This window comes from Pedobacter sp. TM02, from assembly GCF_059705275.1.
In genome coordinates this window covers 3,293,871-3,319,552 of the sequence record NZ_AP046530.1, presented here as the reverse complement: position 1 = coordinate 3,319,552, position 25,682 = coordinate 3,293,871, and the positions used below count along the sequence as shown (strand labels likewise).

Below are 25,682 nucleotides of genomic sequence, written 5' to 3'. Positions count from 1 at the left end.
TTTTTAAATATTGTATAGTTTCCGATAGCTGATCGTGGGTTTGAGGACGAGATTTTTGATGGCATCCATGGTCATGCCAATCTTGGTCTTGTTCATCATAACAGCCATTTCCGATCGCTTTGCTCCACTGGGGTGCCTGAATTGGGCTGCGATTTCCCTGAATTCTTTGTTTTCCATCAAGGTAAATATAAAAAGTATTTACATGGTATCGGAAAATGGGTTGCCGAAAAATGGACTACTCACGTTTAACCAGTAGGAGTTCGCTGTTTTCTAAAACCAGATAGCCGTATTCGTAACAAAAGAAATAGGTGCCTCCATTGGTGGTAACGAGGGTGTGGGTGTGGTATTTGAAGTCGAAGCCTTTTTTAACGAGGTCGTTTTTATGCAGTTTTACTGTGCCATCGGCATTTTGGGCTTTGAGGAGGTCTCGGTTCTTTTTTAAGATCTGGTTAACCTGTTTCATCAAGCTGCAGTTGTCAGCTTTTAGGCAATTGTTGTAATGGCTGCGGCATTGGTCGTCGCAGAATTTTTTGTCGGCACGCCCTTTAATGGGCGCATTGCAGTCCAGGCAGCAGCGTTCCATAGTGGTAGTTTTTGCATGGGATGACGGTTCAATTTACAAAAAGAAACGGATATCGCCACCACTTTATCCGATTACTGTTTTATATCCGGTTATATACGGATATACGCGGTTAACTTCCGATTATTTTCCCTCAACAATTCAATTTTGTATAGTCGGCAAGAGGTTGCTGTTCGTTAATTATTTAGTCACTTAAAATTGAAGCACATGGAAAATGTAACAAACAAAGTAGTATTGAGCGGTTTCGCCGGTGGCGATGCGGAAGTTAAGGCCCTATCGGGCAATCAGAAGTTGGCACGGGTAAATTTAGCCGTGAACGAGCGCTACAAAAGTGCAACAGGGGAAGAGGTTAGGAAAACCCAATGGTTTACGCTGACTTTTTGGAATGCGAAGGCAGACTTTGCCGAAGCGCATATCAAGAAAGGCACGCCATTGCAGATTGAAGGGAGGTTGCAGAGCGGTACTTATGATGCAAAAGACGGAAGCAAGCGCTATACTACAGACATAGTGGTAACGGAGGTTAACATTAGGGAAACAGATGTCGCAAATTAAGTTTGTTGCAATGGGCGCCAGCAATGGCGCCCATCTTTCTTCTATAGCTTTAACGAAAGGCCGGCATAATAGTTAATGCCTGGAGCAGGGTTGTAAAACCTGTTGCCGGCCGCATTTAAGTCGTTGCCTAAACTGTAGCTTCGGTTAAAGAGGTTGTTGATGCCAATATTTATACTTGCCAGCTTGCTGCCCAAGCGCAAATTTCTGCCCCCAACTTTAAGGTCTGTTAAGAAGTAGTTTTTGGCATAGAAGGTATTAGCATCGTTAAGCGGTATGGATGTACTATAGCTTTGTTGTACAAAAAAGAAAAAGCGCTGTTTCAGTTCAAGTGCTAGGCTATTGTACCAAACATGGCTAGGAATTCCGGTTAAACGATTTCCAGAGTAATCCTGGTTTGCATTTTTGAAGTCAACAAAACGATAATGGGCATAAGTATAAGCGCTGTTTAATTGCAGATTGCTGATCAGGTTTGTGGCATGGTTGCGGATAATAGACCAGGAAGCCATTAATTCGATTCCGCGTTGTTGGGTACCACCGGCATTGATAAAATATTCTATGTCATTGGCGTTGAGGCGCCTTACAATTGCATCTTTTAAACGAAATTCATAAATACTGCCATCTACATAAAAGCGCTGACCGTTAGTTTTCCACCTTAAGCCCGCCTCATAGTTCCATCCCGCTTCAGCTTGCAGGTTGTTATTGATGATGTTGTCTGACGACCTTACTTCAGCCAATGTAGGAGGCGAATAGCCTTTGCTTACCGACGCCCGGAGCGATAGGTTAGCATTTACCAAAAAAGAACTGCCAATTTTGGGCATCCATTGTGCATCAAAACTTCGCTTGCGCTTGGCAATGTTGAGGGGAAAGTAGCTCTGATAGCTGTACCTGAAAAAATTGAGGCTCGAGCCAAGCTCAATTAGCCAACGTTGACTAATATCGAAGTTCATTCTTAAAAAGGCAAAACGCAGACTCGCATTCAAGGCGTCGGCAGCTTGTAATGCCGCAGTTGTTCCCCGGTCATTATTGAAATTGCGAATGTCGCTATGGGTATTGGCCATTTCTACGCCAGCCTGTACATAATAACCGAAATTGGTACTGGCAGTTTCAAATTGTACCAAGGTGCGTAGGCCAAACGTGCTTTCTTTACGTTTTTCGAAATTGGTGATGAAAGGGTTTTTAAAATCGGTATAGCTCCCGAAAACAGCAATTATATGTTTAAAGTGCGGATTTATTTGGTATTGATTGGCCAAGCCACCAAAAATGCTTTGATTGTAGATGCCTGCCTGCTGACTAACTGCGCCAGGCAGGGTTGGTGTAGCAGGCCTGGCCAGTCTAGGGTTCGATGCCAGTTGCTGTGCGGTTAATCCACCAGGGGTTTCATAGCTGAGGTCGCTAAAAAATACGAAAGCCTTTAGTTGCCCCCTTAAATTGTAGTTCCATTGTTGCGTAGTTTGTACATACTTTCTTTGCAAGGCACTATTTTGCCGGTAGCCATCACTTCTTTGATAGCCCTCGGTTATATTGAAACGATAATGGGGATAAACCCGATCAACACTAGCCATTTGGTGGAAAAGACCGTAAGATCCGGCATCTACTCCAAGCTCGATTTCGTTTTTTGCTTTTAAAAGCGGATTGATCAACAGGGCACCACCTGTGTTTGCACCAAATGTGCTGGCTTCCGGGCCCTTATAAATTTCGAGGTTGCCGATGCCAGCCAAGTCGATGAGATTGAGGTAAGTATTGCCACCGGCATCTGTAAGTGGAAAATCGGCGAAGTATATTTTTACATTTCGAATGCCAAAGGGCGAACGCAATAAGCTGCCCCGCAACGAAAGCCGATAGCTGCCGGGCGACCTTTCCTCCATTCTCACGCCCGGAACGGTATTCGCAAGGCTTATTAAGGAGGCCCTGGGCTGGTTTTGAAATTGGTTGCTGTCTAGCAGGTTAACTGCGGCCGGTGTGCGTAGCAAAGTTTGTGGATTAAAGTATCCCTTAACGATTACCTCGCTCAGCTTTTGGGTACTATCAGCATTTGAGGTTTGGGCGTGGACAACATGCACGGCAAACACAAGCAGGAAGGTGGCAATTAATTTCACTTTGAAAAAATTGAGTACAGATGATGGGACACTAATAAGCTAACGACAAGGCTTGCCCGCCTTTAGCAGCATGGCGATCAAATATAAACCAGTTTTTTCAATTTTATAAGCCGAATATAAACAACAAAGGCTACCCCTTAAGGCAGCCCTTGAACTCACTAAGCTGTTTACTTTAAAAACAATCTTAAATTAGTTTACCTTAAGGCCGATTTCGCCTTCATCTATTCCGGTAATATTTTTATCGCCAAAAGCTGTTGATTTGGTCTGCAATAGTTTTAATAAATCTTCGGTAGTGCCGGCATGCTTAACCGTGATTTTTGAGCCGGTTGAGCTAAACTTCATGGCGCTTTCGGTAACGCCTTTACAGGCTTCAATATCGGTCTTGATTTGTTTGATGGTAGCCAACGTGCCGCCATTGATCGAAATAACGGTAGTGCTCTCGGCCTCGGTTTTTTTCTTTTTGCCAAACAGGCCCAGCAGTTTGTCGGCTGTGTTTTTGGCATTATCAACGGTATTTCCTACCTCTTTGGCTTTCCCCAGCCCACGGTCTACGGCATTCTGCGCTAAAGATTGGTTGGCACTCAATAAGAGAGCGACCGCAAACACGAATAAAAAGATGTTTTTCATAACCTGTTATTTTTGAATTCTAACGACTTGTAATTTTTTTCTCCAGAGCCAGTGTTTTTTACTGGCTAACCATACCCAAACTTAGTAGGTGGAAGCATGATTTTAAATACCCGTATGCCATGAAATTTGTCTACTGGTTTTCATGGATTTTTCTGATTTTTTTGAGAAAAACTATTCAAATGCCTAGTTTAACCCTCTCGTTGGAAGAGCGCTGAAAAAGTGGAACTTTATTCCGCGAATTGGTAAAAACAGCCTAAATATTGAAGTGCATGCTGCCCGAAAAAATAACTTTAGCCATAGTGGATGATCATCCGATTGTTGTAGAAGGCCTTAAGCTTTTGCTTTTGGATAAACCACATATCGACATGGTAGGGTCGTTTCATACCGGCGAATCGTTTTTGAAGTTCTTGAACGGTGTAATTGTGGATATTGTGCTGCTCGACATTACCTTGCCCGATAAGAACGGTTTGGATTTATGCAAGGAAATCAAGCAAAAGCATCCCGAAACCAACATTATCATCCTGAGCAACCATAGCGAAAGAAGCATTGTCATGCAGGCTTTGCAACATGGAGCAAGTGGTTATCTACTGAAAAACGCATCGGCCACCGAACTCATGGATTGTTTGAATACGGCTATTCGTGGTCAAGTAGCCCTGAGCGAAGAGGTAAAGGGAATTATGGCCAGGCCATCAACCATTATGCCCCAAGGATTTCCGACATTAACGGCGAGGGAAAAAGAAATCCTGCCATTGATTGCCACAGGCCTTACCACCGCTGATATCGGCCATAAGCTTTTCATCAGTCCGCTCACCATCGAAACCCACCGCCGAAACCTCATGCAGAAATTCGGGGCTAAAAATGTAGCCGAACTGATTAAGCTGGCTACTTTGCATGGGTTGACTTAAATTCAAGTTGCACAGTAATCCTGAAATGCAAAATGCTAGAAGTTGAAAAAGGTATAAGACAAGCCAAACCTCCAAATTCTTGAAGTAGCATCGCTGGTGCTGCCGCCAATCACCCCAGCCATATAGTTGCTCAATCCATACGAATAACCGACATATGCACCGTATTTTTTGAATTTGGCCGCCACCTGCGCCCTTGGTCTTACATCTGTGCTTATATTTTTCCGGCCTACCGTACCGTTAAATTTAGTTCCGTTAGAGGCCGTAATGGTACCGTTTTCTTCGGCTTTGACGATAAAGCCAAAATCTATTCCGGCAGTTAAATCAATGTCGACCGGATTAGCATGGATTCGATAGCCGAAAGATGGATAGAGGTTGATGAAATCGAGATTTAGCTTTCTGTAGCCACTGGCATTGTAGGCCACATTGGTGGTACCGTTGTAAACGGCTACCTGCTCGATGGCTACTTTGCCGTTCATTTTTTCGTAGCCTACATCCAAACCTACCAGGAAATCGTCTTTCAATATTCTTTTTGCGTTCAAAGACAAACCGTAGCCTAATCCGCTTTTATTGCCATAGGCATCGTTAGCATAAACCTTGTTCACCGTGCCGGTGCTGGCGTTTAAAAAACTTACAGCGGCTACTGACTGCCCTTTAAATGAAAATGATCCGGAGTTAAAAGAGATCCCTAATTCTGTTTGGGCAAAAGCACAATGCCCGGCTAGCAACAGCAGCATTAATATTCTGATTGGTTTCATCCTGATGTTCATTTATTTTACAAAGTTCGCAAATACGATTAACTTATCACTAATCTCCAATAAAAAAGGCCATCCGCTTCGCCCACTTGTTTGAAGTTGTTTTTGGTAAATACGGCGAAAGAAGCCGGATTGTCTTTGGCCGTTTCGGCAAATATCGATTTTACATCTTCTTGGGTTTTTGTCCATTGGATGATGGCCGCTACGGCTTCGGTCATATAGCCCTTGTTCCTGAAATCTTCATAAGTAGCATAGCCGATCTCAACCTCGCCTTCCTCGTCGGGTTCGCCAACAAAGCACAAGTCGCCGATAATGCCATTAGCCGACTTGAGGATGAGTACCCATAAAGTAGTGAAATAATGGTTCCTGCCGGTATCAACGGCTTCGGGTAAGAGATTTTCCTGCAAAGCCCGTTTCATGGCCGAAGAAATGCGCTCGGGGCGAAGGCTTAAGCCCAACTCGGCTTCCAAAGAGCCGTTGTTGGCAATGTATTTGGCTAATTGGTTGTGGCTTAAGGGCAGTAATTTGAGGCGTTGAGTGTTGATCATTGCCCGTAAAGCTAAGCTTTCTTCCGTAAAAGCACTAATGGAAAATAGGTTCAGGCAGGTGGTCGTATTCGCTTTTGTTTTGGTTCAAGGTGTTGGTGAGGAGCCTGAAATTGGCCGGATTGGCTGCTAGTTCCACAAACTTTGAGCTGCGTATAAAGGTAAGGTTTTTAGACAAGTTAAATCACAAGGCCTTTATGGCTCGGGCGGTGGCCTTGCCCCACAAATTAACAGTTCGATGGCTATAAATTCATCTGTTTATTTTATCTTTAGCCGATTTAAAGGCCAATGATGCAGCAATGCCGGCCAAATAACCTAATTAGTAAAATCAGTTTATATGTCAAATACATCAAAGATCATCTATACCAAAACAGATGAAGCGCCAATGTTGGCCACTTATTCATTTTTGCCCATTGTACAAGCTTTTACCGCTTCAGCTGGTATTGATGTAGAAACAAGAGATATTTCGTTGGCCGGAAGGATTTTGGCCAATTTCCCAGAATTTTTAAAAGACGACCAAAAAATCGGCGATGCCTTGGCTGAACTTGGCCAATTGGCTACCACACCAGAAGCCAATATCATTAAATTGCCGAATATTTCAGCTTCTATTCCACAATTGAAAGGCGCTATTGCCGAATTGCAGTCGCAAGGCTTTGCCATTCCGAATTATCCTGAAGATGCACAAACCGAAGCAGAAAAAAGCATCAAAGCCAAATACGGCAAGGTGTTGGGCTCAGCTGTAAACCCAGTGTTGCGCGAAGGTAATTCAGACCGCAGGGCGCCAAAGGCCGTAAAAAATTACGCCAAAGCCAACCCACATTCTATGGGTGCCTGGTCTGCCGATTCTAAGACGCAGGTAGTGAGCATGACCGAAGGCGATTTCTACAGTTCAGAAAAATCGGTGACTGTGCCTGAAGCTACCCAGTTTAAAATCGAGTTTGTTGACCATAACGGTGCAGTTACCGAAATGAAGGGACTTTCGCCGTTAAAAGCAGGAGAGGTAATCGATAGCTCGACCATGAGCCTTAAAGCCTTGAAAGCATTCGTGGCCAAAGAAATTGCGGCTGCTAAAGCCGCTGGCGTATTGTTGTCGGCACACTTGAAGGCAACCATGATGAAGGTTTCGGATCCGATTATTTTTGGGGCAATTGTTGAAGTGTATTTTGCCGATGTATTTGCCAAATACGCAAGCTTGTTTAAGGAGCTGAATGTAGATACCCGCAACGGCTTGGGCGATGTTTATGCCAAAATTGCCGGCAGACCTGAACAAGCGGAAGTAGAAGCCGCACTGGCCGCTACAATTGCAAATGGCCCTGCCTTGGCGATGGTTAATTCAGACAAAGGTATTACCAACCTGCATGTGCCCTCTGATGTAATTGTAGATGCCTCAATGCCAGCCATGATCCGTACTTCTGGCCAGATGTGGGACAAAGATGGCAAGCAGCAAGATACTTTTGCCTTGATTCCAGACCGCTGCTATGCCGGCGTTTATACCGCTACCATCAACGATTGCAAGGCCCACGGCGCATTCGATCCTACTACCATGGGTTCAGTACCAAACGTAGGCCTTATGGCGCAAAAAGCAGAAGAATATGGTTCGCACGATAAAACTTTCCAGGCAACTGCCGATGGTGCCTTCCGCGTAAGCGATGCCAATGGCAAGGTTTTCTTCGAACAAAAAGTAGAAGCCGGAGACATCTTCCGCATGTGCCAAACCAAAGATGCCCCAATCCAGGATTGGATCAAATTGGCGGTTAACAGAGCGCGTTTGTCGGCTACGCCAGCAGTTTTCTGGTTAGACGAAAACCGTGCACACGATAGAGAAATCATTGCCAAAGTAAATAAATACCTTCCTGATTACGATACTACTGGTTTGGATATCCGTATCCTTTCGCCAATCGAAGCCACCAAGTTCTCGTTAGAGAGGATCCGCAAAGGATTAGATACCATTTCGGTTACCGGAAACGTATTGCGCGATTACCTCACCGATTTGTTCCCGATCTTAGAACTGGGTACTTCGGCCAAGATGCTGTCTATCGTTCCGTTAATGAATGGTGGTGGCCTATTCGAAACCGGTGCTGGTGGTTCGGCCCCTAAACACATCGAGCAGTTTATCCAAGAAGGCTATTTGCGCTGGGATTCATTGGGCGAGTTTTTGGCGCTTCAGGCTTCGCTAGAACATTTGTCGCAAACCCAAAATAATGCAAAAGCACAGGTTTTGGCCGATGCGCTTGACGAGGCTAATGCCAAGTTTTTGGCTACAGATAAATCGCCGGGCAGAAAGCTGGGGACGATAGACAACCGTGGATCACATTTCTATTTGGCTTTGTATTGGGCCGAGGCTTTGGCCACACAAAGCAAAGATGCCGAGTTGCAAGCCAGGTTTGCACCATTAGCCAAGATTTTGGCTGCTAACGAAGCCCAGATTTCGAAAGAGCTGATTGATGCGCAAGGCAAACCGCAAAACATTGGAGGTTACTATAACCCAAGTGACGATTTGGCTTCTAAAGCCATGCGTCCGAGCGAAACATTGAACGTTGCTTTGGCTAGCCTTTAATCATCAGATGTAACTTGGTAATCAAAGCCCTCTTGCTCATGCAGGAGGGCTTTTTTATTCAGTTCAGATGTAGTTGGGCCTTCTTTGCAACAATCTCCAGTTTCTGGCTGCCGAAGCTTTGGGCAGATAGTAAGTGGTGGCAAAAGCAAGGGCCAACAAAGCCAGCATCATGAACAAAAAAGCATTATTGCCCGGCCGATAGGGCAGTTCAAAAACCGATAAACCATCTGACTCTACTTTGTAAACTTTGGGCCTTACCTTGTAACGATCCGATTTTTTGATCCAAACAACTATTTCACTAGCCTTGCCCAACGATAGGTCAACACCCTTTAATACCCTAAAGCCTTCGGCAAGGCCATCAACATCCAATCTGAGCACATACAGTCTTTTGTCTCTTTGCAACATAAAGCTCAGGCACGCATAATTGACAGGATGGTTCTGTTGGTTATGATCCAGTTGCATAAAATTGTCCTTCTTCAGCAGTTTGCCCTTGAGCTGTACCAAGTTGTCGTCGGCAAAAAGCAGTTGTGTAAAAAGCAGGTAAAACAGGTAAAAGATGATAGACAGGGAAATGATGCGGAGCTTTTTCATAATCCTTATAACTAAAATTTTAGTTAATTTAAATAATTACCTTTGATAAAACAAAATTTACTTTCCTAAAGTTATACCATCAACAAAATTCAATGCCATGAGCAATTCAACCAACGAACCAAAAAAAGCCACCGATAAGCTTCATGCCGATAATTTGGGCGAAACAAAAGACCTTAATGAGCTTTCTTACGACAAGAACAAGAAAAGCTTTGAATACGATGTAAAGCCTACCGATAGCGATTACGACCATCCGTTAAATTATGATACGGTTTCGGCGGGTGCGGTAAACGATGATTCGACCTATGATGAGGCCAACCCCTATGTAGGCGATGAGTATGCCGGAAAAGAAGAAATAGCCGACGATGAGCTAGAAGAGTTGGGCATGCACGTAGACAATGAAGGCGAAAGCGTTTTGTTGAGTCCGGAAGATGAAATTTTGGGTAGAACCGAAGAAGACTACCGTGACGATCTGGATGAAGAAGGCTACCCGAAAAATGATGGGTATTAAAACCCTATTTCCTAATCGATAGCCAGACCTTCTGAGCTGATGGAACGGGCTGGTAATTCAGCTGTCGTATCCGTTTTTAATGGCATAAACGGCTAAGCCTACGCGCGTTTTGAGTTCCAGTTTTTCAAATAGGCTATCTCTGTATCCCTCAACAGTTCTGGTACTGCAGTTCATTTGATTGGCAATTTCCTTATAACTCATTTCGGTTACGGTAAAGCGCAAGAACATTTTTTCCCTGTTGCTAAAAAGATCTTTTTTATCGGATTCCTTGCTTTCGTTGCAGAGGCTGGAAAATACTTTATTGGCGGCCCATTCGGGATAGTAATACCCATTTTTGACCAGGTAGTTCAAGGCTTCGGCCAGTGCGGTTGGATGTACGTTTTTGAGCAGGTAGCCTTTAGCGCCGCTTTTGATCATTTTGATTAGGCTTTGTTCGTCATTTTGCATACTTAGCGCCATGATGAGTACTTCGGGATGGGTTGCCTTAAGCCAAGCAGCGGTTTCAAAGCCATCCATTATCGGCATGCTGATATCCAGCAAGACCACATTGGGAACATTTTTGGGATGTTGGCACCTGTCCTGCAGTTCTTTGCCGTTTTCACATTCGTATAGCACCTCGAATTGGTCAAAGTTTGCCAGAATGCTGCTTAAAGCTTTAGCGATTAAGATATGATCATCAACAATTACAATGCTAGTTTTCATGTTATATCGAAATTTGGATGGTTAATGTTGTTCCGCTCCCTGCTATGCTTTCCATTGCATAATTGCCCCCAATCAAGGCAATTCTTTTTTTCATATTGCTTAAGCCAATGCCTTTGCCACTTGGTTTTTCGGGGTCAAAGCCTTTGCCATCGTCACTTAAAGTTAGAATTAATTGCTTATCATTCTTCCTCAAAGCAGCCGAAATGGTCAGACAGGCCGCATGTTTAATGCTATTTTGGATAAACTCTTGCACTACCCTTAACAATAGGCTTTTGGTTTGATAATTTAAGGGTATAGGTTCGGCTTCGGTGGTTAAATTGAGCTTATATTTTTTTAGCACCTCAATTTTGGCAAATTCTTCCTGTAGCAAAACGGCAATGTCGTTGGCGTCTATATGGTTATCTGTCAGTGATTTAGATAGGTGTCTCAATTCCGACAGGGCATCATTGATCAATTCGCCGATCCCTGTAATTTTATCGTTAATGGGTAAGGCCTCGTTTTCAAAAGCCAATTGCTGGGTGTAAAGACTCGCCAAAGTAAGTTTTTGCCCAACGTTATCGTGTATTTCGCGTCCAATGTGTTGCATGGTTTGGGTTTGGATCTCTATCTGCGCGGCCAACAATTCCTTTTGGTGCAGCACCTGTTGTTGCTGCAGCTGCATGAGGTTCTCCTTCTTTTTGTTTTTATATTGAACTACAAACGCAATGATGGCCACAATAAATGCCAATAAAAAAACATTAAATAGAATAATAACTAATAAGTATTCGGTTTGCCCCATATAAAAGCCGCAGTAAATAACAGGTACATCAAATTGTTAGCAATCAAGAAAAAAGTATAATAAATGCTCCACAAATCAGGTTCGCCTAAAAGTAGATTATAAAACGAGAAAAAAGGCAAGGTGCCTACATAAAATAAGATGATGCCTATGTTGATGTAGAACATGTAATTGGTATGAAACAGGAGTATTTTCTCGGATTTGATCTGCTTTAAGATTTCTAAAATAACCAGCAACATCAATAGCACGGTGCCTACCGTATAACTTAGAGACAGCATCATGCCAGGTTTGGGGATGATGGTAAAATAGGGTAAAAACGAAATGCAGCATATGCCTACAATAACCCAAAACAGCTTTGGCCTGTTTAGCGATTTGATGGCGTATACCCAATAGAAAAATATAAATTCAATCGGAATAACAAAAAAATCATAGTACTTGCTGATGGAGGATGGATGGTTCTTCAATCCCCACTTGGCAAAAGCTTCCATCAAAAAAACGGCGCAGCAATAATAGCTCAGCCACTTCCAATGACTGTTTTTGAGCTGAGGTAAATAAAATAAGGCTACTAGCGCTGTTAAAAGCTGTACCCAAATCAGCACCTCGCTCAATATTTTTTGCGTATTGCTAAATACTACCATGGTTATTGAAAAGCTTGTCCATCAACAGTTGCTGGCGGTATGATCTGCCCATGGTTTAGGGCCATCACATTCATCTCGTCCGATCTTTCGTCCTTCACCATGATGAAACTCATTTGTTTGAGGCTTCTCTTTTTAAATCCTTCATAAGTGCTGAGGTCTAGTGGATTAAAATCGGCGTAAACACCCCTTTTGTTTCTGATGGCAGGCAATAGAATTAAGGTGTGTTTTTTTTCATAAAGCCGGGTAATGTCATTGCCTAAGAGTTTTCCCAAGTCTTCGTACCCTGGATAAGCCCATTTGGTGTTTGATGGATAGGCCGCATAATACATTCGGATGGCGAGCTTTTTACCGCCGTCGGGTTGCTTAGCTGCAACAATGCTCTCTATATCATTAATGAATTTTTTGAGCGTGTCGAGGTCAAATAAAATGGAATTGGCATCATTGGGTACGGCACCTGCTCCTGCGTTTTCGATGGCTTTGAGCTGTGTCTGCCTGTAGTTGTCAACCATCTCCTCTATCAGTTTGAAGCGTAATGTGCTCGGTCTGGAGCGTGGAGACCTGGAATCTGTTCGGGTAGGCGGATAATAGTAAACATAGGCGCCAAATGCAATAACGAGTACTGCGATGATGAGGGTTAAGTGTTTCTTTTCCATTTGGTTGGGTTGAGGGGTTATTAGAATAAATATACTTTTTAATTATGCAAAATAGCGCAGGTTATGCCGAAAAAAACAGGGCTGTTAAACCGTTTTTACCACCGTTAAACAACGGTAAAAATTCCCGTTGAACAAACAGCAAGATTCAGTTTGATGCACATTGATTGCGACTGTCTGGTGAGGCAACTTTGTGATGTACAAGTCGGTTGGCCAATTGGGGTAAATCGGTAATGTGTTAGAAAATAACAGCAATGATAAAAAAACGCCTAAAGCAAGTTGCACGGTTCATCAGCTTGGTGCAAAAGGAAATAGAGTTCTTCAAAACAATATTTTACAAACTATGAGATGCCCATAGCTAACGCAAGCCCGTCTCTGGTTACTGGACGAATGAAGAGGCTTGTTTCAAAAGATATTCAAACGAATAGGAGTATTCCGAAAATCCTTTAAAGAGTAGGAACAAAAATCTAAATCTAAACAAAATGAAAAAATCAATTCTACTACTAATCGCATTGGCTTTTAGTACTGTCGCGTTTTCGCAGGTTAAATTTACCAAGGCCGAACAGCAACAGGTGCAAAAAATCCTGGGTAAAGACTTTACTGCTGTTTTAGGCGAGCAGGGCCAGTTGGCTGTGGTTACGCCAGACAAAGTGGGCGAACTAAAATCTACACCAAGGGGCAGTTTTAACGGCATGCCTGGCTTGGCCGCCAATGCGGTTTTGGCCGCCAACGAAAAATGGTGGGTTTACAAACAAAGCGGCGCACTGTTGAAGTCTAAGCTGGGCGAAGAACGCTTTAATCAATTAAACCAGATCCTCACCAAAAAAGGGTTGGACATCAAAGCGGTTGAAAAACCAGTACAATTTACCAGGGCCGAACAGCAGCAAATGCAGCGTATTTTGGGCAAAGACTTTACTGCTGTTTTAGGCGAGCAGGGCCAGTTGGCCGTGGTTACGCCAGACAAAGTAGGCCAGTTGAAATCTACCGTAAGGGGTGGTTTTAGCGGCATGCCTGGCTTGGCCGCCAATGCGGTTTTGGCCGCCAACGAAAAATGGTGGGTTTACAAACAAAGCGGCGCGCTGTTGAAGTCTAAACTGGGCGAAGAACGCTTTAACCAATTGAATCAGATCCTTGCCAAAAAAGGACTGAACTAAAGTTGCCTAAACTAATGCTGCGCTAGCACACCAGGAGCTGTTTAAATTTCGATCGGTCTTTTACAGGTATGGCAATTTTTATAAAAGACTTTCGCAGGTAAAATAACCGAACAAATTTAAACGGCTTCTTCAGGTTGTTTAATCCAATGAAGATTTAAAATAGACGAAAATGGATACATATAAAATTAAAAGCGTGCTGAAGGACAATGTTTTTTACAACATTTCCTATTGCTATAACACGAACCAACTTGAGGTATTTAGAATTTTGGTAGCCCTTTTTGCCATCATTTCGATGTTTACGCTGGTTTTGGATTACGATGTTTTTTTTGCGCCAAACGGTATCGTTAATTGGGAGGTTTCTAATGCCAATGCACTGTGGTTCGAAGGCCATCCGCAAAAGATAGCCGATTTGCTGAGCGTATCTCCTCAAGCTGTCATGATTACAATTCTTACGGTCTACTTTCTGGCGCTTACTACTTTGTTGCTGGGAATTTGGACAAGGCTATCGGCCATTGTTTGCTTAATTACTTTTACGCTGATTACCAATGTCATGTCTTCTTTCGCTTTTGGGGTAGACATCTATCAATCGGTATGTTTTTTCTTCCTAACCCTATTTCCAACGGGCTATGGCTTGTCGCTGATCAAAAAAGAGAACTATCCCAAACTTAACGAGCTCAAGCAGATTTGCATCAGGGTATTGCAGCTTTATCTGATTGTTACCTATATCTCGGCTGGTTTTGAAAAAGCATTGATGCCGAACTGGTGGAATGGGCGTTTCATCTATTTCCTGAGCAACGACCCAACCATCATGACAACCAGTTTTTTCCCGAAAGACCAAAGCATTATTTTTTATGCCTTTTTTGGGATCATGGTAGTGTTTATAGAGTCATTATATTTTATGTTGGTATGGTTTAAGAAAACCAGGTTATATATCGTGCTCGTCATTATAGCCATGCATTTGTTCATCGCAATTTTTATGGACTTGTTGTTTTTTGGGGTGTTGCTCATCATCTTAAATGTAGTGTGCTGGTACCCGGTAATTTTTGAGGATCTTAAAATAAAAGAAAATGATAAAAGCATATAAAATCACGTTTCGAATCATCCTGCTGATTATTTTTTTGTCGGTAATGAAAGTCAGTGTTTGGGTTGACAAACATATCAACTGTTATGCGCTTTCGGTAACGCAGTCCTTTATCTTTAGGGTAACGCGATTAAATTGGCAGTACGGATTTTTTACAAGTAAATCCAAAAACTATCAATATATCAAAAGCGACATCAGTTTGGTAGATCCTGACGATGCTTCGAGGAATATCGTCATTGCAAAGGATGCAGGCCTGGATAAGCTGGTCTTGCCGATCAATGCGGTTCGGGTTAACTCTTCCATCCAGCAAATGATCAGAGATACGCTCTATTTAGAAGCGGGGTCAAGGTCTATCGCTTTGTACTTGTTTAAAAGGCATCCATCTTATAGAAATATAGATTTTTCTATACAGACCTATAACAGAAAAATTAAGGTCGACCAAAGCAAGTTTGCGCTGACCACCAAGCTCGATACCTTATTTAACCGCAGAATTAGCTATTGAGTTGACAAGCTATGGAAAATCCAATCATTTTGTTCGACGGAGTTTGCAATTTATGTAATGGTGCCGTGCAGTTTATGATCAGAATGGACAAAAAAGAGAAATTCAGGTTTGCTTCGCTGCAATCCAACACCGGGCAGGAATGGCTGGGACACTATGGCTTGCCCACGGATCGTTTCGACTCCCTGGTCTTAATTACAGGCGATGGATATTTTGTCAAGTCTTCGGCCGTACTCCATATCTCCAAAGAACTGGGTGGATTTTTCCGCATGTTTTATGCATTAATCGTACTGCCGAAACCATGGAGGGATTTTGTATACGATTTAGTCGCCAAATCGCGCTATAAAATGTTCGGAAAGAAAGAGACTTGCATGTTGCCAACACCTGCACTTCGGCAAAGATTTTTGCCCTGACTGTAAGGATAACTTAGGCTTAATCGTATGGTTAAGGGCTCACGTCGAGGTTGAAGCGCCTGCGCATTTCTTCGAGTTGCGGATTTTTATCAACCAGGTAGGTATACTTGTCTTTGTTGGTATAAATTCGTTTTTTGATGGTATTGGTTGCTTTTTGGGCCGTAATTTGGATGTCGAAGTTTTTCAGTGCCGAGCGCAGGAAGTTGAGCAGTTCAACCTTTTCGTCCTGTAGCGTGCTTTCCAATGCCAGGTTTTCAACCAGAACCGTAATCTCTGTGCCGTTAATGATAGGGTCGTTGCTCATTAAGGTATAGAGGTGTATCTTGTCGTTGTCTTTTGCCTTTTGTGTGTAAACACGCCAAAGCTCTAAAAACTGTTCGGGCGTAAAATCCTGTCGCTCGCTTCCGGTAATGTATTTGGGCCCTTTGTCTTCGTCGCCGTTGGCTACGCGCTCCAAATCTGTCAACGATGGAATTAAAGAACCTACATTGGCTTTAATCGGCTGGATTTTAATGGAGCCTGCCGAAGACGGCGCACTTAGAGGCTGCGGTTTATTGGCGGGTGGCGGAACGGTAGGCAAGGCCACATCCAACCGGTCGGGCAGGTCGGGCAGTTCTTCCCTTTCAATAAAATCCTGTAGGTCTTGTATAGAAGCTTCGGCTATATTGCGCTTGGCTACCGGGGTTTCGGTTGTTGCTGGTGAGGCTTCTGGTTGGGGTTTTATGGATGCGGTTACAGCCTTAGGCCGCTCCGTTTCCGTTAAAGTTTTTTTTTTATCCTGATCTGCGTCAGTTGCTGTGTTGTTGCCGGATGAAGGTTGCTGTGCCAGTTGTATAACCGAAGGGATGTGGCACATTTTAATGAGCGAAAGCTCTACCTGCAAGCGTTGGTTTTTACTGTTTTTATATACTAAATCGCATTGGTTGGCCAAGTTAAGCGCTGTAAGGATAAAGCCCAGGTCAGCTTGTTTGCTTTGGACCAGGTACTTCTGCTTAATGGTTTCGCTCACTTCCAGCAATTGGATGGTTTGTGCATCCTTGCCCACCAGCAGGTTCCTGAAGTGGCTGGCCAAGCCATTGATGAAGTTGTTGCCGTCGAAGCCATTGTTCAGGATCTCGTTAAAGAGGAGCAGCGCTTGGCTTACATCTCCGGCAGTTAAAAAATCGGTCAGCTTGAAGTAGTAATCGTAATCTAAGATATTCAGGTTATCGATTACCGCCTTGTAGGTCAGATTCCTGTTGGTATAGCTTACAATCTGGTCAAACATCGATAGCGCATCACGCAGGCCTCCATCAGCCTTCTGGGCAATAATGTGCAGGCCGTCGTTGTCAACGGCTATGTTTTCCCTAGCTGCGATCTTATTCAAATGTCCGGCAATATCTTCTACCTGTATGCGGTTAAAATCGAAGATTTGGCATCGCGATAAAATCGTAGGCAGGATTTTGTGCTTCTCGGTAGTCGCCAAAATAAAAATGGCATACGACGGCGGTTCTTCCAGTGTTTTCAAAAACGCATTGAAGGCACTGGCCGAGAGCATGTGCACCTCGTCTATGATATAGGTTTTGAACTTTCCGGCCTGTGGCGGAATGCGCACCTGCTCAATCAAGCTTCTGATGTCGTCAACCGAGTTGTTGGAAGCTGCATCGAGCTCATGAAAGTTGAAGGAATGTCCGGTTTGGAAAGAAACGCACGATTCGCAAGTGCCACAAGCTTCCTGGTCGGCCGTTAGCTGCGTACAGTTAATCGTTTTGGCCAAGATACGGGCACAAGTGGTTTTGCCCACGCCTCGCGGACCGCAGAACAAAAAAGCCTGGGCCAGCTGGTTGTTTTTGATGGCATTTTTTAGCGTACCCGTAATATGCTGCTGACCAACCACGGTTTCGAAGGTGGCTGGACGATATTTACGGGCTGAAACGATAAAATTTTCCATCGCACGAAAATAGGAATTTTTGTCGAGCTTGAAACGCCGAATTTTGGAATGTGGAAAAGTTGGCTACGGCGTTTTGTACTTGTCCATTCTATCCTTTTCGTCAGTTTGCAGGGCCAGGAGGCCGAGGAGCCTTTGGCAAGAGCTTTCGGCGCATCTGAAAAAAGAAGAAGCCACCAGTAAACATACAAAAGCCTAGGGTATATCCATCCAATGGCAACTGGCAACCATTGCCACTATAACCTGTAAAAACACCGGCATTGCCAGTAGTTAAGGTAGAAGAACTTGACGAGAATTTAATGTAGCAGCCATTGGCCACCGTTTGGGTCCAGGTGTAGCAAGGGTAATCGGTAATGTCATATTGCACTGTCCATTCCGAATATTGAGTAGCCCAACCTTGGTATACAGGTAGTCCCCAGCTATAGCCAATCAGGGTTTGATACACCCTGTTGGGATTGGTTTTGGTCATGCAGCCATTGCCTGGCATAGGTTGAGCCATCGCATGGAAGCCGCAGAGGCAGATGATACAGGTTATAACTATTCTGATAATTCTCATGGTTGGAAAAATGAACTGCCCAATTAGTCCAAACCAGGTGCCATGCCATACCGATGAGGATGTTAACCACGAAAAACCGCTTTTCTACTAGATTAAAACCTTAACTATTTGTAAAACAGTTTTATTGATTAGAAAATTATGGTCTTCATATAGGGTGTTTTTGGGGAATTTTTTCCCGATTGCAGTTTGAAATTCTACAATTAACGTTTTTTAAGATGCCGGCTTACCCGGTCGTGGCCGAACCTTATTGCTTGGTGCAGTTGCCTGTTTCAGGTAAAAGTAACAGGCAATGGCCATGAAAACGCAAAAAAGCGGTATATAATCGTCTATCGGAAGCAAGCAGGCATTGCCCGCATAGCCGGTAAAGTTGCCGTAATTGCCCTGAGTGAGCGTCGAGGAACTTTCAGAGAATTTGATGTAGCAACCGTTGGCCGCTGTTTGCGTCCAAGTGAAACAGGGATACTGCGTAATGTCATACTGTACTGTCCATTCCGAGTATTGCGTGTTGTAGCCTTGGTAAACAGGCAGTCCGCCACTGGTCGAGATCTGAGTTTGGTATACCCTGTTCGGATTCGTTTTGGTCATGCAGCCATTGCCCGCAATAGGTTGGGCACTTGCAACAAAAAAACAAAAACAACACAGGCCCATTAAAGCTATGCTTGTAAATTTCATCATGAAGTAAAAAGGATGGTCCATAAGGCGGCTCCAAACGGGATGCCATACCAATACTGCGAATACTTTTTTTGGGTGTGTTGGATTTAAATGTCAACAAATCAGTTGTTTGTGTGGCTTTTTTGGTTTTGATACAGAAGTTTGTGTTGTGGAGAAGTTGCACAAATTGTGGGGTAGGTCGCCAGTTTTGAGGCCTTGCTTCAAACGCGTAAGGATGTTTTGCACAAAGCTCTATTGGATTACCGCTTTCAGTTCGTTGCGGTATTGCGAAGCGCTTTTGCCGGTAAACTCCTTAAACAGCTTGTTAAAATGGCTAAAGTTGTTGAAGCCGCTGTCGTAGCTGATGTTGGCAATGCTCATGTGCTTTTCGGCCAAAAGCTTGCAGGCATGTACAATGCGGTATTCGTTCACGAATTGTGTAAAGGTTTTTTTGGTGATTTTTTTAAAATACCGACAGAAGGAAGGGACCGTCATATGGGCCATTTGGGCTACGGCTTCAAGACTGATCTGCTCGGCGAAATGATCTTTTACATAATTGAATACCATGTTGATCCTGTCGTTATCCTGAAGCTGCATCTCCATGGCAAAACCCGAGGCGTTCAGGATCTTGTAGTCGCTGGTATGTTCCAGTTCCCTCAAAACGCCGAGCAGGGTCAAAAGACGCTCGAAAGGGGCTTGGTTTTCCATCATTTCTAGCTGCTTGCCAATGGCTTCCTTAACGCTCGTTCCGAACGCAATGCCGCCTTTGGCTTTGTCGAACAATGTGGCCAGCCATTGGGTTTCCTGCAAGGCCAAAAAATCGCTGCCCAAAAAATCGGGCCTCAACTGTATCACCGTTTCGTTTTTGTTGCCCGTATTGGTGTCTGTAAAGCCGCAATGAGGCAAATTGCTGCCAATTAAAATCAGGTCGCCATGGGTGTAATAGGAAATGTGGCTGCCGATTTGTCGCTTTCCGGCACCGCCATTCACAAAAACCATCTCAATTTCTGGATGGTAGTGCCAAACGTGCGCCTTGTTGTTCTCGTTCTCCGTGTATTTGGAGTAGTAGAACGAACTGCCAAACGAGGGCTCTACAATTTCGAAGCTGGGTTTGATATTTTTCATGTGCAGCTTCAAAGATAGCTTAAAAAATATGTTTTATTGCTATTTTATGTTTGATATTCGTTGTATAAGGTTAATATAGCATAGAAATTGGAAAATATGCAATCTAAATCGGGTAGTTTTCCACAGTAACTTTGTTGTGTTCAGTTCGTTAAACGCTAAACTCCTTTTGATATGAAAAATCTCCTGAAAATAAGCCTGGTGGCTTCCCTGTTGTTCATCGCCTATGGCGCGCATGCAACCGACGATTTGTTGGTCAGGGTAAAAAACAGCAATGAAAAATCGGTCAGCTTCTTTTTAAACGAGGCCAAAGTGATGAATGTGGCTTTCTACACTGTCAACGACGACCTAATCTATCAGCAAAACGTACGTACTACGGGCGCGGCCATCAAAACCTACGACCTGAATGCTTTTCCCGATGGCGACTATAAGCTTAAGGTTGAAGCCGATCTTAAATTGACAGAGTATCAGTTGCACATTGAAGACGGCAAAGCGGTACTGTCTAAGCCAAGCGTTGTCAATCTGCTGAGTGCGGCTTTGACCAAAGAGAAGTCAATCGTAACCTTAGACCTTAAAAACATAGCCAAAGAAGTGGTCGATGTGCAGGTGCTAAACGAGTACAACGACCAGTTGTATAGCGAAAAGATCAGCGAAAAAACCAGTTTGGTTAAGAAATTCGATATTGCCCAGGTCAATGCCAAGGAACTCACCTTTGTTGTAAAGACAAAAAACAAGGAGTTTGTGGAAACCGTTAAGGTTCAGTAAGCTTGATAATCGTATTATATTTGGTGAAGGGAGGCTGGTAACGGTCTCCTTTTTTTATAGAGGCCATCCAAATCGGGAGGTCTGTTTGGAGAGGCCTTTTCTGTTTTTGCATTAAGGCTTTGATTTTAAGAAATATATTGCTACATTTGCATCCCGTTTTAAAGCGGAAAGAGATTAAATCACAAATCAATTAAAAACAACAATGAATCAGTACGAAACTGTTATCGTTCTTACCCCGTTGCTGTCTGAAGAGGTTGCGAAAGAGGCTATTGCCAAATTCACCAACATCATCAAAGATGGCGGAGCCGAAATTATCGCTGAAGATAATTGGGGTTTGAGAAAATTAGCGTATCCGATTGAGAAAAAAGCAAACGGATTCTTCCACCTTACAGAGTACAAAACTGGAGGGGAATTAGTAAGTAAGTTAGAGCTAGAATTAAAACGCGACGAACGTGTTTTACGTTTCTTAACTGTAAGATTAGACCGTCATGCGGTTGCCTACAACGAGAAAAAACGCAGTGGCGCTTTTAACAAAAAACCTAAGAAAGAGGAGGCTGCAGCATAATGGCAAAAGATCAAATTCAATATGTTACCGCTCCAAAAGTGGACGATAACAGAAAAAAATACTGCCGTTTCAAGAAGAATGGCATCAAATACATCGATTACAAAGACGCAAACTTCTTGTTGAAATTTGTTAACGAACAAGGTAAGATCCTACCTCGCCGTTTAACCGGTACTTCGTTAAAATTCCAACGTAAAGTGGCTCAAGCCGTTAAACGTGCCCGCCACATTGGTTTATTGCCTTTTGTTACTGACCAATTAAAATAAGCGCAGAGAAATGGAAGTTATTTTAAAGCAAGATATCAAATCACTAGGTGAGAAAGATGATATCGTAACGGTAAAACCTGGTTACGGACGTAACTATTTAATTCCGCAAGGCTTTGCTCAATTGGCTACGCCATCTGCTAAAAAAGTATTGGCAGAAAACTTGAAGCAAGCGGCTTTTAAACAAGATAAAATTAAGAAAGATGCAGAAGGCATTGCCGAGCGTTTAACAGACGTTAAGCTAAGCATCGGTGCTAAAGCTGGCGAAACCGGTAAAATCTTTGGTGCAGTAAATACCATTATGATTGCCGATGCATTGAAAGCCAAAGGCTTTGATGTTGACCGTCGCAGAATTACTTTCGAAACCGAACCTAAAATGGTTGGCGAATATATCGCAAACTTGAACTTGCACAAAGAAGTGAAAGTTAAAGTTCCTTTCGAAGTAGTAGCTGAGTAAGCATGACAACTATTTTAAAAAGGCCTTTCCGATTATCGGAAAGGCCTTTTTGTTTTTTAGGCTTTTCGCCAAGGCTTCTGGCGAGGCAAATTCCAACGAGGTCATCCGCGAAGTTTGAGGAATCCTGATCAAGAACCCCAACATGGCCATAAGGAACTTGAAAAGCGATAAATGCCTTTAATTGCTTTCGCCGGTGTTCTTCACCAGCATTTTTGATGATTTATTTCAGCGTTTCTTGAGCCTTGCAAGCGAAGCATACCACTTTTTATTGTTCTACTAAACTGAGCCAGGTTTTAACAATCGATCTCAGCTCGTCGAGGCTGGCTCTTGCCGCGGTTAAATCTTCGAAAATCAGGAGGCGTCTTCCATCTGTATAATCGCCAGTTAACAAAGGGCTGCTTACTTTGGCGCCGCTCGGAAATACCAGCATAATGCGCCCTTTGTGCAGGTTAAAAACCGCAATTTCGCGCTTGTATTCCTTCGGGTCAGAATCTTTCATTGCGCCTTGGTAATAAAAACTGGGGTGGTTCCATTTGATGCGTTCGCCGATATCGGGGCTGACGGCTAAAATGGTTGTTCTGATGATGCCGATGCAACTGCCTAGTTCTGGTGCCAAATTGGCAATAAAGGCATCAACTTGGGCTTGGTCGCTAGGTTTGGTTTTGGCCATGGTTTGAGGGTTTGAATTTTAGATGGGCAACGGCCAAAGCCTGGCGCAACTTGGGCAACGAACCGGGTCCAAAGCCGTGCAACTTTAAAAGCTCGGCTTCGGTAAACTCGGCCAATCGCTCCAGGCTATCGATGTTTCTTGATGCCAATGCTCTCCTGGCTGGTGCGCTCAGTAAGGCTAGAAAGCCATTTTGTGGTTTATTCTCGCGCTCGCAAACGGGACAGGAAAGGCAGTCGCTCGATTTGTAAAACTGGTGCCCCTTGCTGCAGGTTTTGAGTTGAGGAGTTTTCATTGGATTAAGCCTTTGTAGAATTAAATCGATTTCATCGTTTTTAGCGAAGATAATGTATATTTAGCAAACCTAACCCTTTTAGCTAAAGGCATGAGCCTGTAATGGTTGTGCCTGTAAGATCATGAAGCGTATCTGTTTCCTTTTTGTTTTGTTGGCTGGTGCAATGCAATCGGTTGCGCAGCCTTTGCCTTACCGGGATAAAAATCTTCCTGTCGAAAAACGCGTGCAGGACCTGTTGGGCCGAATGACCCTCGAAGAAATGTTCTGGCAATTGTTTATGATCCCCGGCGATTTAGATCAGGCCAAACCCGATCAATACAAGAACGGGATTTTCGGTTTTCAGGTAAGTGCGGGTGCCAAAGGCGATGCGGGTGGCCAAATGCTCAGCTACCGTACCAATGAAAGTGCGATTAACGTAGCCAAAAAGATCAACAGTATCCAAAAATATTTTGTTGAACAAACCCGGTTGGGTATTCCCATCATCGCTTTTGATGAGGCCCTGCATGGTTTGGTAAGAGATGGCGCAACAGCTTTTCCGCAAGCTATTGGTTTGGCTGCCACCTGGGATACTACGCTGATGCACCGGGTAGCGACTCAAATTGCCAAAGAAACCAGGCAAAGAGGCATCAGGCAAATCCTGTCGCCGGTGGTTAATATTGCAAGCGATGTACGCTGGGGCCGGACCGAAGAAACCTATGGCGAAGATCCGTTCCTGACCTCGGCCATGGGCGTGGCCTTTATGCGCCAGTTCGAACAAATGGGCATCATCACAACACCCAAGCATTTTATAGCTAACGTAGGCGATGGCGGACGAGACAGCTATCCCATTCATGCCAACGAACGTTTGTTAGACGAAGTTTATTTGCCACCATTCAAGGCGGCTATCCAAAAAGCCGGAGCACGTTCTATCATGACGGCCTACAACTCTTTAGACGGTACGGCCGCCTCGGCCAACCATTGGCTTTTGATGGATAAGCTGAAAAAGGAGTGGGGCTTTAACGGCTTTGTCATTTCGGATGCCAATGCCGTTGGTGGCGAAGTGGTATTGCACTATACGGCCAAAGATTACGCCGAAAGTGGTGAACATGCCATTAACAACGGCCTGGACGTTATTTTTCAGACAGAATTTAACCATTATAAGCTGTTCATTCCTGCTTTCTTGGCCAATAAAATCGATTCGGCAAGACTTAACGATGCCGTGGCTAGGGTATTGCGTGCCAAGTTTGAATTGGGTCTTTTCGAGAATCCTTACGTCAGCGAGGATTTTCAAGACACGGAGTTGCGCAAAACAAGCAAAGCAATAGCGCTCGAGGCTGCAAAGGCATCCTTTGTATTGCTTAAAAATGATAATCAGGTGTTGCCTATTTCGCCGAAGGTAAAAACCATTGCTGTTTTTGGGGCCGATGCCCAGGAAGCCCGTTTGGGTGGCTACAGTGGTCCGGGTACGGCAAAAGTAAGTATTTTGGAAGGCATCAGGCAACGTGCTGGCAAGCAGGCTAAAGTGCTGTATGCGCTGGGAGCCGATCGCAATGCGGTAAATTACGTGGCTATCCCATCGCGATACCTACATACCGGAAGCCAGCAGGGTCTAAAAGGCGACTATTTTGCCAACAGGGAAATGCAGGGCCAACCTGCCATGAGCAGGATTGATCAACAGCTCGACTTTCATTGGACGCTTTTTTCGCCTTCGCCCGAACTGGCGTCTGATTTTTATGCCGTACGGTGGACAGGCACTTTAACCGCTCCCGAAACCGGTCGCTTTAAGATTGGCTTGGAAGGCAACGACGGCTATCGCTTATACATCAATAACCATTTGGTGGTTAACCGTTGGAACAAGCAATCTTATCATAGCGAACTGGTCGATTACAGCTTTGAGAAAGGAAAAAAATACGAAGTCAGGGTAGAATTTTTTGAAGCCAATGGCGATGCGACTATCAAATTGGTTTGGAACGTAGGACTTCAAAACGATTGGAAAGCAAAAATACAGGAGGCTGTTGCGCTAGCCAAAACTGCTGATTTGGCCCTTGCTGTGGTGGGCATCAACGAAGGCGAATTTAGCGATCGTGCCTTGCTTTCACTACCAGGTCATCAGGAAGAATTGATCCGGGCCTTAACAGCAACCGGCAAACCTGTAGTAGTTGTTTTGGTAGGGGGCAGTGCCGTTACCATGAATGCTTGGATGGATAAGGTAGCAGCCATTGGTGCGGCCTGGTACCCTGGCGAGGAAGGCGGACATGCCGTGGCATCGGTACTCTTTGGCGATTATAATCCTGCAGGCCGATTGCCGATCACTTTTCCACAACACGAAGCCCAACTGCCTTTGGTATACAACCACAAGCCCACAGGGCGTGGCAACGATTACAATAACCTTTCGGGCGAGCCGCTTTTCCCGTTCGGCTACGGCCTCAGCTATACCCGCTTTGAGTATAGCAATTTTTCGCTGCATAAAACCCAGGTGAGCAAGACCGATAGCACTACGCTTTCGTTTACTTTAAAAAATACCGGCAGTCGCGCAGGCGATGAAGTCGTGCAACTTTATATTCGCGATTTATTATCTTCGGTGGCCAGGCCGGTAATGGAGCTGAAGGGCTTTCAGCGTATCCACCTGAAGGCAGGCGAAAGCAAGCAGGTTGCCTTTAACATTACACCCGAACTGTTGAGCATGCTGAACAAGGAAATGCAGTCCATTGTAGAGCCAGGCGATTTCAGGATCATGGTGGGAAGCTCCTCGCGGGATTTGAGGCTGAAAGGAAACCTGCAGGTGCAATAAATGAGAAACAACAAATACCTAT

General features: G+C 44.1%; 30 protein-coding genes. 13 read left to right on the top strand and 17 right to left on the bottom strand.

Annotated features, from left to right (window positions below; genetic code table 11):
* Positions 1-3: 3 nt before the first annotated feature.
* Both AC6H1S_RS14190 and AC6H1S_RS14185 read right to left on the bottom strand, forming a co-directional pair.
* Positions 4-177 carry a hypothetical protein gene (locus tag AC6H1S_RS14190; protein ID WP_497564016.1) on the bottom strand — a complete coding sequence of 58 codons (174 nt, stop codon included), beginning with the start codon at positions 175-177 and terminating at the stop codon, positions 4-6.
* A gap of 58 nt (positions 178-235) precedes the next feature.
* Positions 236-583, bottom strand: coding sequence for a hypothetical protein (locus tag AC6H1S_RS14185; protein WP_199139166.1), 348 nt, complete (start codon positions 581-583; stop codon positions 236-238).
* A 204-nt stretch (positions 584-787) separates the two neighbouring features.
* Here AC6H1S_RS14185 and AC6H1S_RS14180 point away from each other — a divergent pair, with 204 nt between their 5' ends.
* Positions 788-1,132 (top strand): single-stranded DNA-binding protein, encoded by a 345-nt coding sequence (locus tag AC6H1S_RS14180; RefSeq protein WP_199139164.1) that lies wholly within the window; start codon positions 788-790, stop codon positions 1,130-1,132.
* A gap of 41 nt (positions 1,133-1,173) precedes the next feature.
* Here the strand turns inward: AC6H1S_RS14180 and AC6H1S_RS14175 are convergent, their stop codons facing one another.
* On the bottom strand, positions 1,174-3,228 hold the full coding sequence (locus AC6H1S_RS14175; protein ID WP_497564015.1) for a TonB-dependent receptor: 2,055 nt from the start codon (positions 3,226-3,228) through the stop codon (positions 1,174-1,176).
* Positions 3,229-3,417: 189 nt separating this feature from the next.
* Complete coding sequence (locus tag AC6H1S_RS14170) at positions 3,418-3,855, bottom strand: hypothetical protein (protein ID WP_497564014.1); 438 nt, start codon at positions 3,853-3,855, stop codon at positions 3,418-3,420.
* Positions 3,856-4,124: 269 nt separating this feature from the next.
* On the opposite strand from AC6H1S_RS14170, the gene AC6H1S_RS14165 reads away from it, so the two are divergent.
* Positions 4,125-4,760 carry a response regulator transcription factor gene (locus tag AC6H1S_RS14165; protein WP_497564013.1) on the top strand — a complete coding sequence of 212 codons (636 nt, stop codon included), beginning with the start codon at positions 4,125-4,127 and terminating at the stop codon, positions 4,758-4,760.
* 35 nt (positions 4,761-4,795) lie between these two features.
* Here the strand turns inward: AC6H1S_RS14165 and AC6H1S_RS14160 are convergent, their stop codons facing one another.
* Positions 4,796-5,515, bottom strand: coding sequence for a hypothetical protein (locus tag AC6H1S_RS14160; RefSeq protein WP_497564012.1), 720 nt, complete (start codon positions 5,513-5,515; stop codon positions 4,796-4,798).
* Positions 5,516-5,553: 38 nt separating this feature from the next.
* Entirely contained in the window at positions 5,554-6,060 is a 507-nt protein-coding gene (locus AC6H1S_RS14155) for a GNAT family N-acetyltransferase (RefSeq protein ID WP_497564011.1), read from the bottom strand.
* Between the two features lie 334 nt (positions 6,061-6,394).
* Here AC6H1S_RS14155 and AC6H1S_RS14150 point away from each other — a divergent pair, with 334 nt between their 5' ends.
* Positions 6,395-8,614, top strand: coding sequence for an NADP-dependent isocitrate dehydrogenase (locus AC6H1S_RS14150; protein WP_199140666.1), 2,220 nt, complete (start codon positions 6,395-6,397; stop codon positions 8,612-8,614).
* A 63-nt stretch (positions 8,615-8,677) separates the two neighbouring features.
* On the opposite strand, the gene AC6H1S_RS14145 is transcribed toward AC6H1S_RS14150, so the two are convergent.
* Positions 8,678-9,205 carry a hypothetical protein gene (locus AC6H1S_RS14145; protein WP_497564010.1) on the bottom strand — a complete coding sequence of 176 codons (528 nt, stop codon included), beginning with the start codon at positions 9,203-9,205 and terminating at the stop codon, positions 8,678-8,680.
* Between the two features lie 97 nt (positions 9,206-9,302).
* Here AC6H1S_RS14145 and AC6H1S_RS14140 point away from each other — a divergent pair, with 97 nt between their 5' ends.
* Entirely contained in the window at positions 9,303-9,713 is a 411-nt protein-coding gene (locus AC6H1S_RS14140) for a hypothetical protein (protein WP_199140664.1), read from the top strand.
* 57 nt (positions 9,714-9,770) lie between these two features.
* On the opposite strand, the gene AC6H1S_RS14135 is transcribed toward AC6H1S_RS14140, so the two are convergent.
* Genes AC6H1S_RS14135 through AC6H1S_RS14120 form a run of 4 tightly spaced genes read right to left on the bottom strand, consistent with a single transcriptional unit; the run spans position 9,771 to position 12,481 of the window.
* Positions 9,771-10,415 (bottom strand): response regulator transcription factor, encoded by a 645-nt coding sequence (locus AC6H1S_RS14135; protein WP_199140663.1) that lies wholly within the window; start codon positions 10,413-10,415, stop codon positions 9,771-9,773.
* A 1-nt stretch (position 10,416) separates the two neighbouring features.
* On the bottom strand, positions 10,417-11,142 hold the full coding sequence (locus tag AC6H1S_RS14130) for a sensor histidine kinase (RefSeq protein WP_199140662.1): 726 nt from the start codon (positions 11,140-11,142) through the stop codon (positions 10,417-10,419).
* A 26-nt stretch (positions 11,143-11,168) separates the two neighbouring features.
* The gene (locus AC6H1S_RS14125; protein ID WP_199140661.1) at positions 11,169-11,828 is read right to left on the bottom strand and encodes a hypothetical protein; all 660 of its coding nucleotides are present in this window, start codon (positions 11,826-11,828) and stop codon (positions 11,169-11,171) included.
* 2 nt (positions 11,829-11,830) lie between these two features.
* Positions 11,831-12,481, bottom strand: a complete 651-nt coding sequence (locus AC6H1S_RS14120) for a hypothetical protein (protein ID WP_497564009.1) — start codon at positions 12,479-12,481, stop codon at positions 11,831-11,833.
* A gap of 479 nt (positions 12,482-12,960) precedes the next feature.
* Between AC6H1S_RS14120 and AC6H1S_RS14115 the strand changes: the two genes are divergently transcribed.
* The 4 genes from AC6H1S_RS14115 to AC6H1S_RS14100 all read left to right on the top strand — a co-directional run bounded on the left by AC6H1S_RS14115 (position 12,961) and on the right by AC6H1S_RS14100 (position 15,625).
* Positions 12,961-13,632 carry a hypothetical protein gene (locus tag AC6H1S_RS14115; RefSeq protein ID WP_199140659.1) on the top strand — a complete coding sequence of 224 codons (672 nt, stop codon included), beginning with the start codon at positions 12,961-12,963 and terminating at the stop codon, positions 13,630-13,632.
* 169 nt (positions 13,633-13,801) lie between these two features.
* Positions 13,802-14,716: an HTTM domain-containing protein gene (locus AC6H1S_RS14110; protein WP_199140658.1), complete on the top strand. Its 915-nt coding sequence runs from the start codon at positions 13,802-13,804 to the stop codon at positions 14,714-14,716.
* Positions 14,700-15,215, top strand: a complete 516-nt coding sequence (locus AC6H1S_RS14105; protein WP_199140657.1) for a hypothetical protein — start codon at positions 14,700-14,702, stop codon at positions 15,213-15,215. Before AC6H1S_RS14110 ends, AC6H1S_RS14105 begins: the two co-directional genes overlap by 17 nt.
* An 11-nt stretch (positions 15,216-15,226) precedes the next feature.
* On the top strand, positions 15,227-15,625 hold the full coding sequence (locus AC6H1S_RS14100) for a thiol-disulfide oxidoreductase DCC family protein (protein WP_497564008.1): 399 nt from the start codon (positions 15,227-15,229) through the stop codon (positions 15,623-15,625).
* 31 nt (positions 15,626-15,656) lie between these two features.
* Here the strand turns inward: AC6H1S_RS14100 and AC6H1S_RS14095 are convergent, their stop codons facing one another.
* From AC6H1S_RS14095 to AC6H1S_RS14080, 4 genes are all read right to left on the bottom strand, one after another.
* Positions 15,657-17,555, bottom strand: a complete 1,899-nt coding sequence (locus tag AC6H1S_RS14095; RefSeq protein WP_199140655.1) for a DNA polymerase III subunit gamma/tau — start codon at positions 17,553-17,555, stop codon at positions 15,657-15,659.
* 100 nt (positions 17,556-17,655) lie between these two features.
* Positions 17,656-18,108 carry a hypothetical protein gene (locus AC6H1S_RS14090; RefSeq protein WP_199140654.1) on the bottom strand — a complete coding sequence of 151 codons (453 nt, stop codon included), beginning with the start codon at positions 18,106-18,108 and terminating at the stop codon, positions 17,656-17,658.
* Positions 18,109-18,318: 210 nt separating this feature from the next.
* Entirely contained in the window at positions 18,319-18,783 is a 465-nt protein-coding gene (locus tag AC6H1S_RS14085) for a hypothetical protein (protein WP_497564007.1), read from the bottom strand.
* Positions 18,784-19,011: 228 nt separating this feature from the next.
* Entirely contained in the window at positions 19,012-19,884 is an 873-nt protein-coding gene (locus tag AC6H1S_RS14080; RefSeq protein ID WP_497564006.1) for an AraC family transcriptional regulator, read from the bottom strand.
* Between the two features lie 171 nt (positions 19,885-20,055).
* Between AC6H1S_RS14080 and AC6H1S_RS14075 the strand changes: the two genes are divergently transcribed.
* The 4 genes from AC6H1S_RS14075 to rplI all read left to right on the top strand — a co-directional run bounded on the left by AC6H1S_RS14075 (position 20,056) and on the right by rplI (position 21,928).
* A complete protein-coding gene (locus AC6H1S_RS14075; protein WP_199140651.1) occupies positions 20,056-20,646 on the top strand; it encodes a hypothetical protein in 591 nt (196 codons plus the stop codon).
* Positions 20,647-20,848: 202 nt separating this feature from the next.
* Complete coding sequence (rpsF, locus tag AC6H1S_RS14070) at positions 20,849-21,211, top strand: 30S ribosomal protein S6 (RefSeq protein ID WP_199140650.1); 363 nt, start codon at positions 20,849-20,851, stop codon at positions 21,209-21,211.
* The gene (gene rpsR / locus AC6H1S_RS14065) at positions 21,211-21,474 is read left to right on the top strand and encodes a 30S ribosomal protein S18 (protein WP_199140649.1); all 264 of its coding nucleotides are present in this window, start codon (positions 21,211-21,213) and stop codon (positions 21,472-21,474) included. Before rpsF ends, rpsR begins: the two co-directional genes overlap by 1 nt.
* 10 nt (positions 21,475-21,484) lie before the next feature.
* Positions 21,485-21,928 (top strand): 50S ribosomal protein L9, encoded by a 444-nt coding sequence (gene rplI, locus AC6H1S_RS14060; RefSeq protein ID WP_199140648.1) that lies wholly within the window; start codon positions 21,485-21,487, stop codon positions 21,926-21,928.
* A gap of 265 nt (positions 21,929-22,193) precedes the next feature.
* Here rplI and AC6H1S_RS14055 read toward each other — a convergent pair whose 3' ends face one another.
* Positions 22,194-22,598, bottom strand: a complete 405-nt coding sequence (locus tag AC6H1S_RS14055) for a DUF1801 domain-containing protein (protein ID WP_497564005.1) — start codon at positions 22,596-22,598, stop codon at positions 22,194-22,196.
* Positions 22,579-22,890 (bottom strand): RNA polymerase alpha subunit C-terminal domain-containing protein, encoded by a 312-nt coding sequence (locus AC6H1S_RS14050; protein ID WP_497564004.1) that lies wholly within the window; start codon positions 22,888-22,890, stop codon positions 22,579-22,581. The genes AC6H1S_RS14055 and AC6H1S_RS14050 overlap by 20 nt, the downstream gene beginning before the upstream one ends.
* A gap of 121 nt (positions 22,891-23,011) precedes the next feature.
* On the opposite strand from AC6H1S_RS14050, the gene AC6H1S_RS14045 reads away from it, so the two are divergent.
* Entirely contained in the window at positions 23,012-25,660 is a 2,649-nt protein-coding gene (locus AC6H1S_RS14045) for a beta-glucosidase (protein WP_497564003.1), read from the top strand.
* Positions 25,661-25,682: the final 22 nt, after the last annotated feature.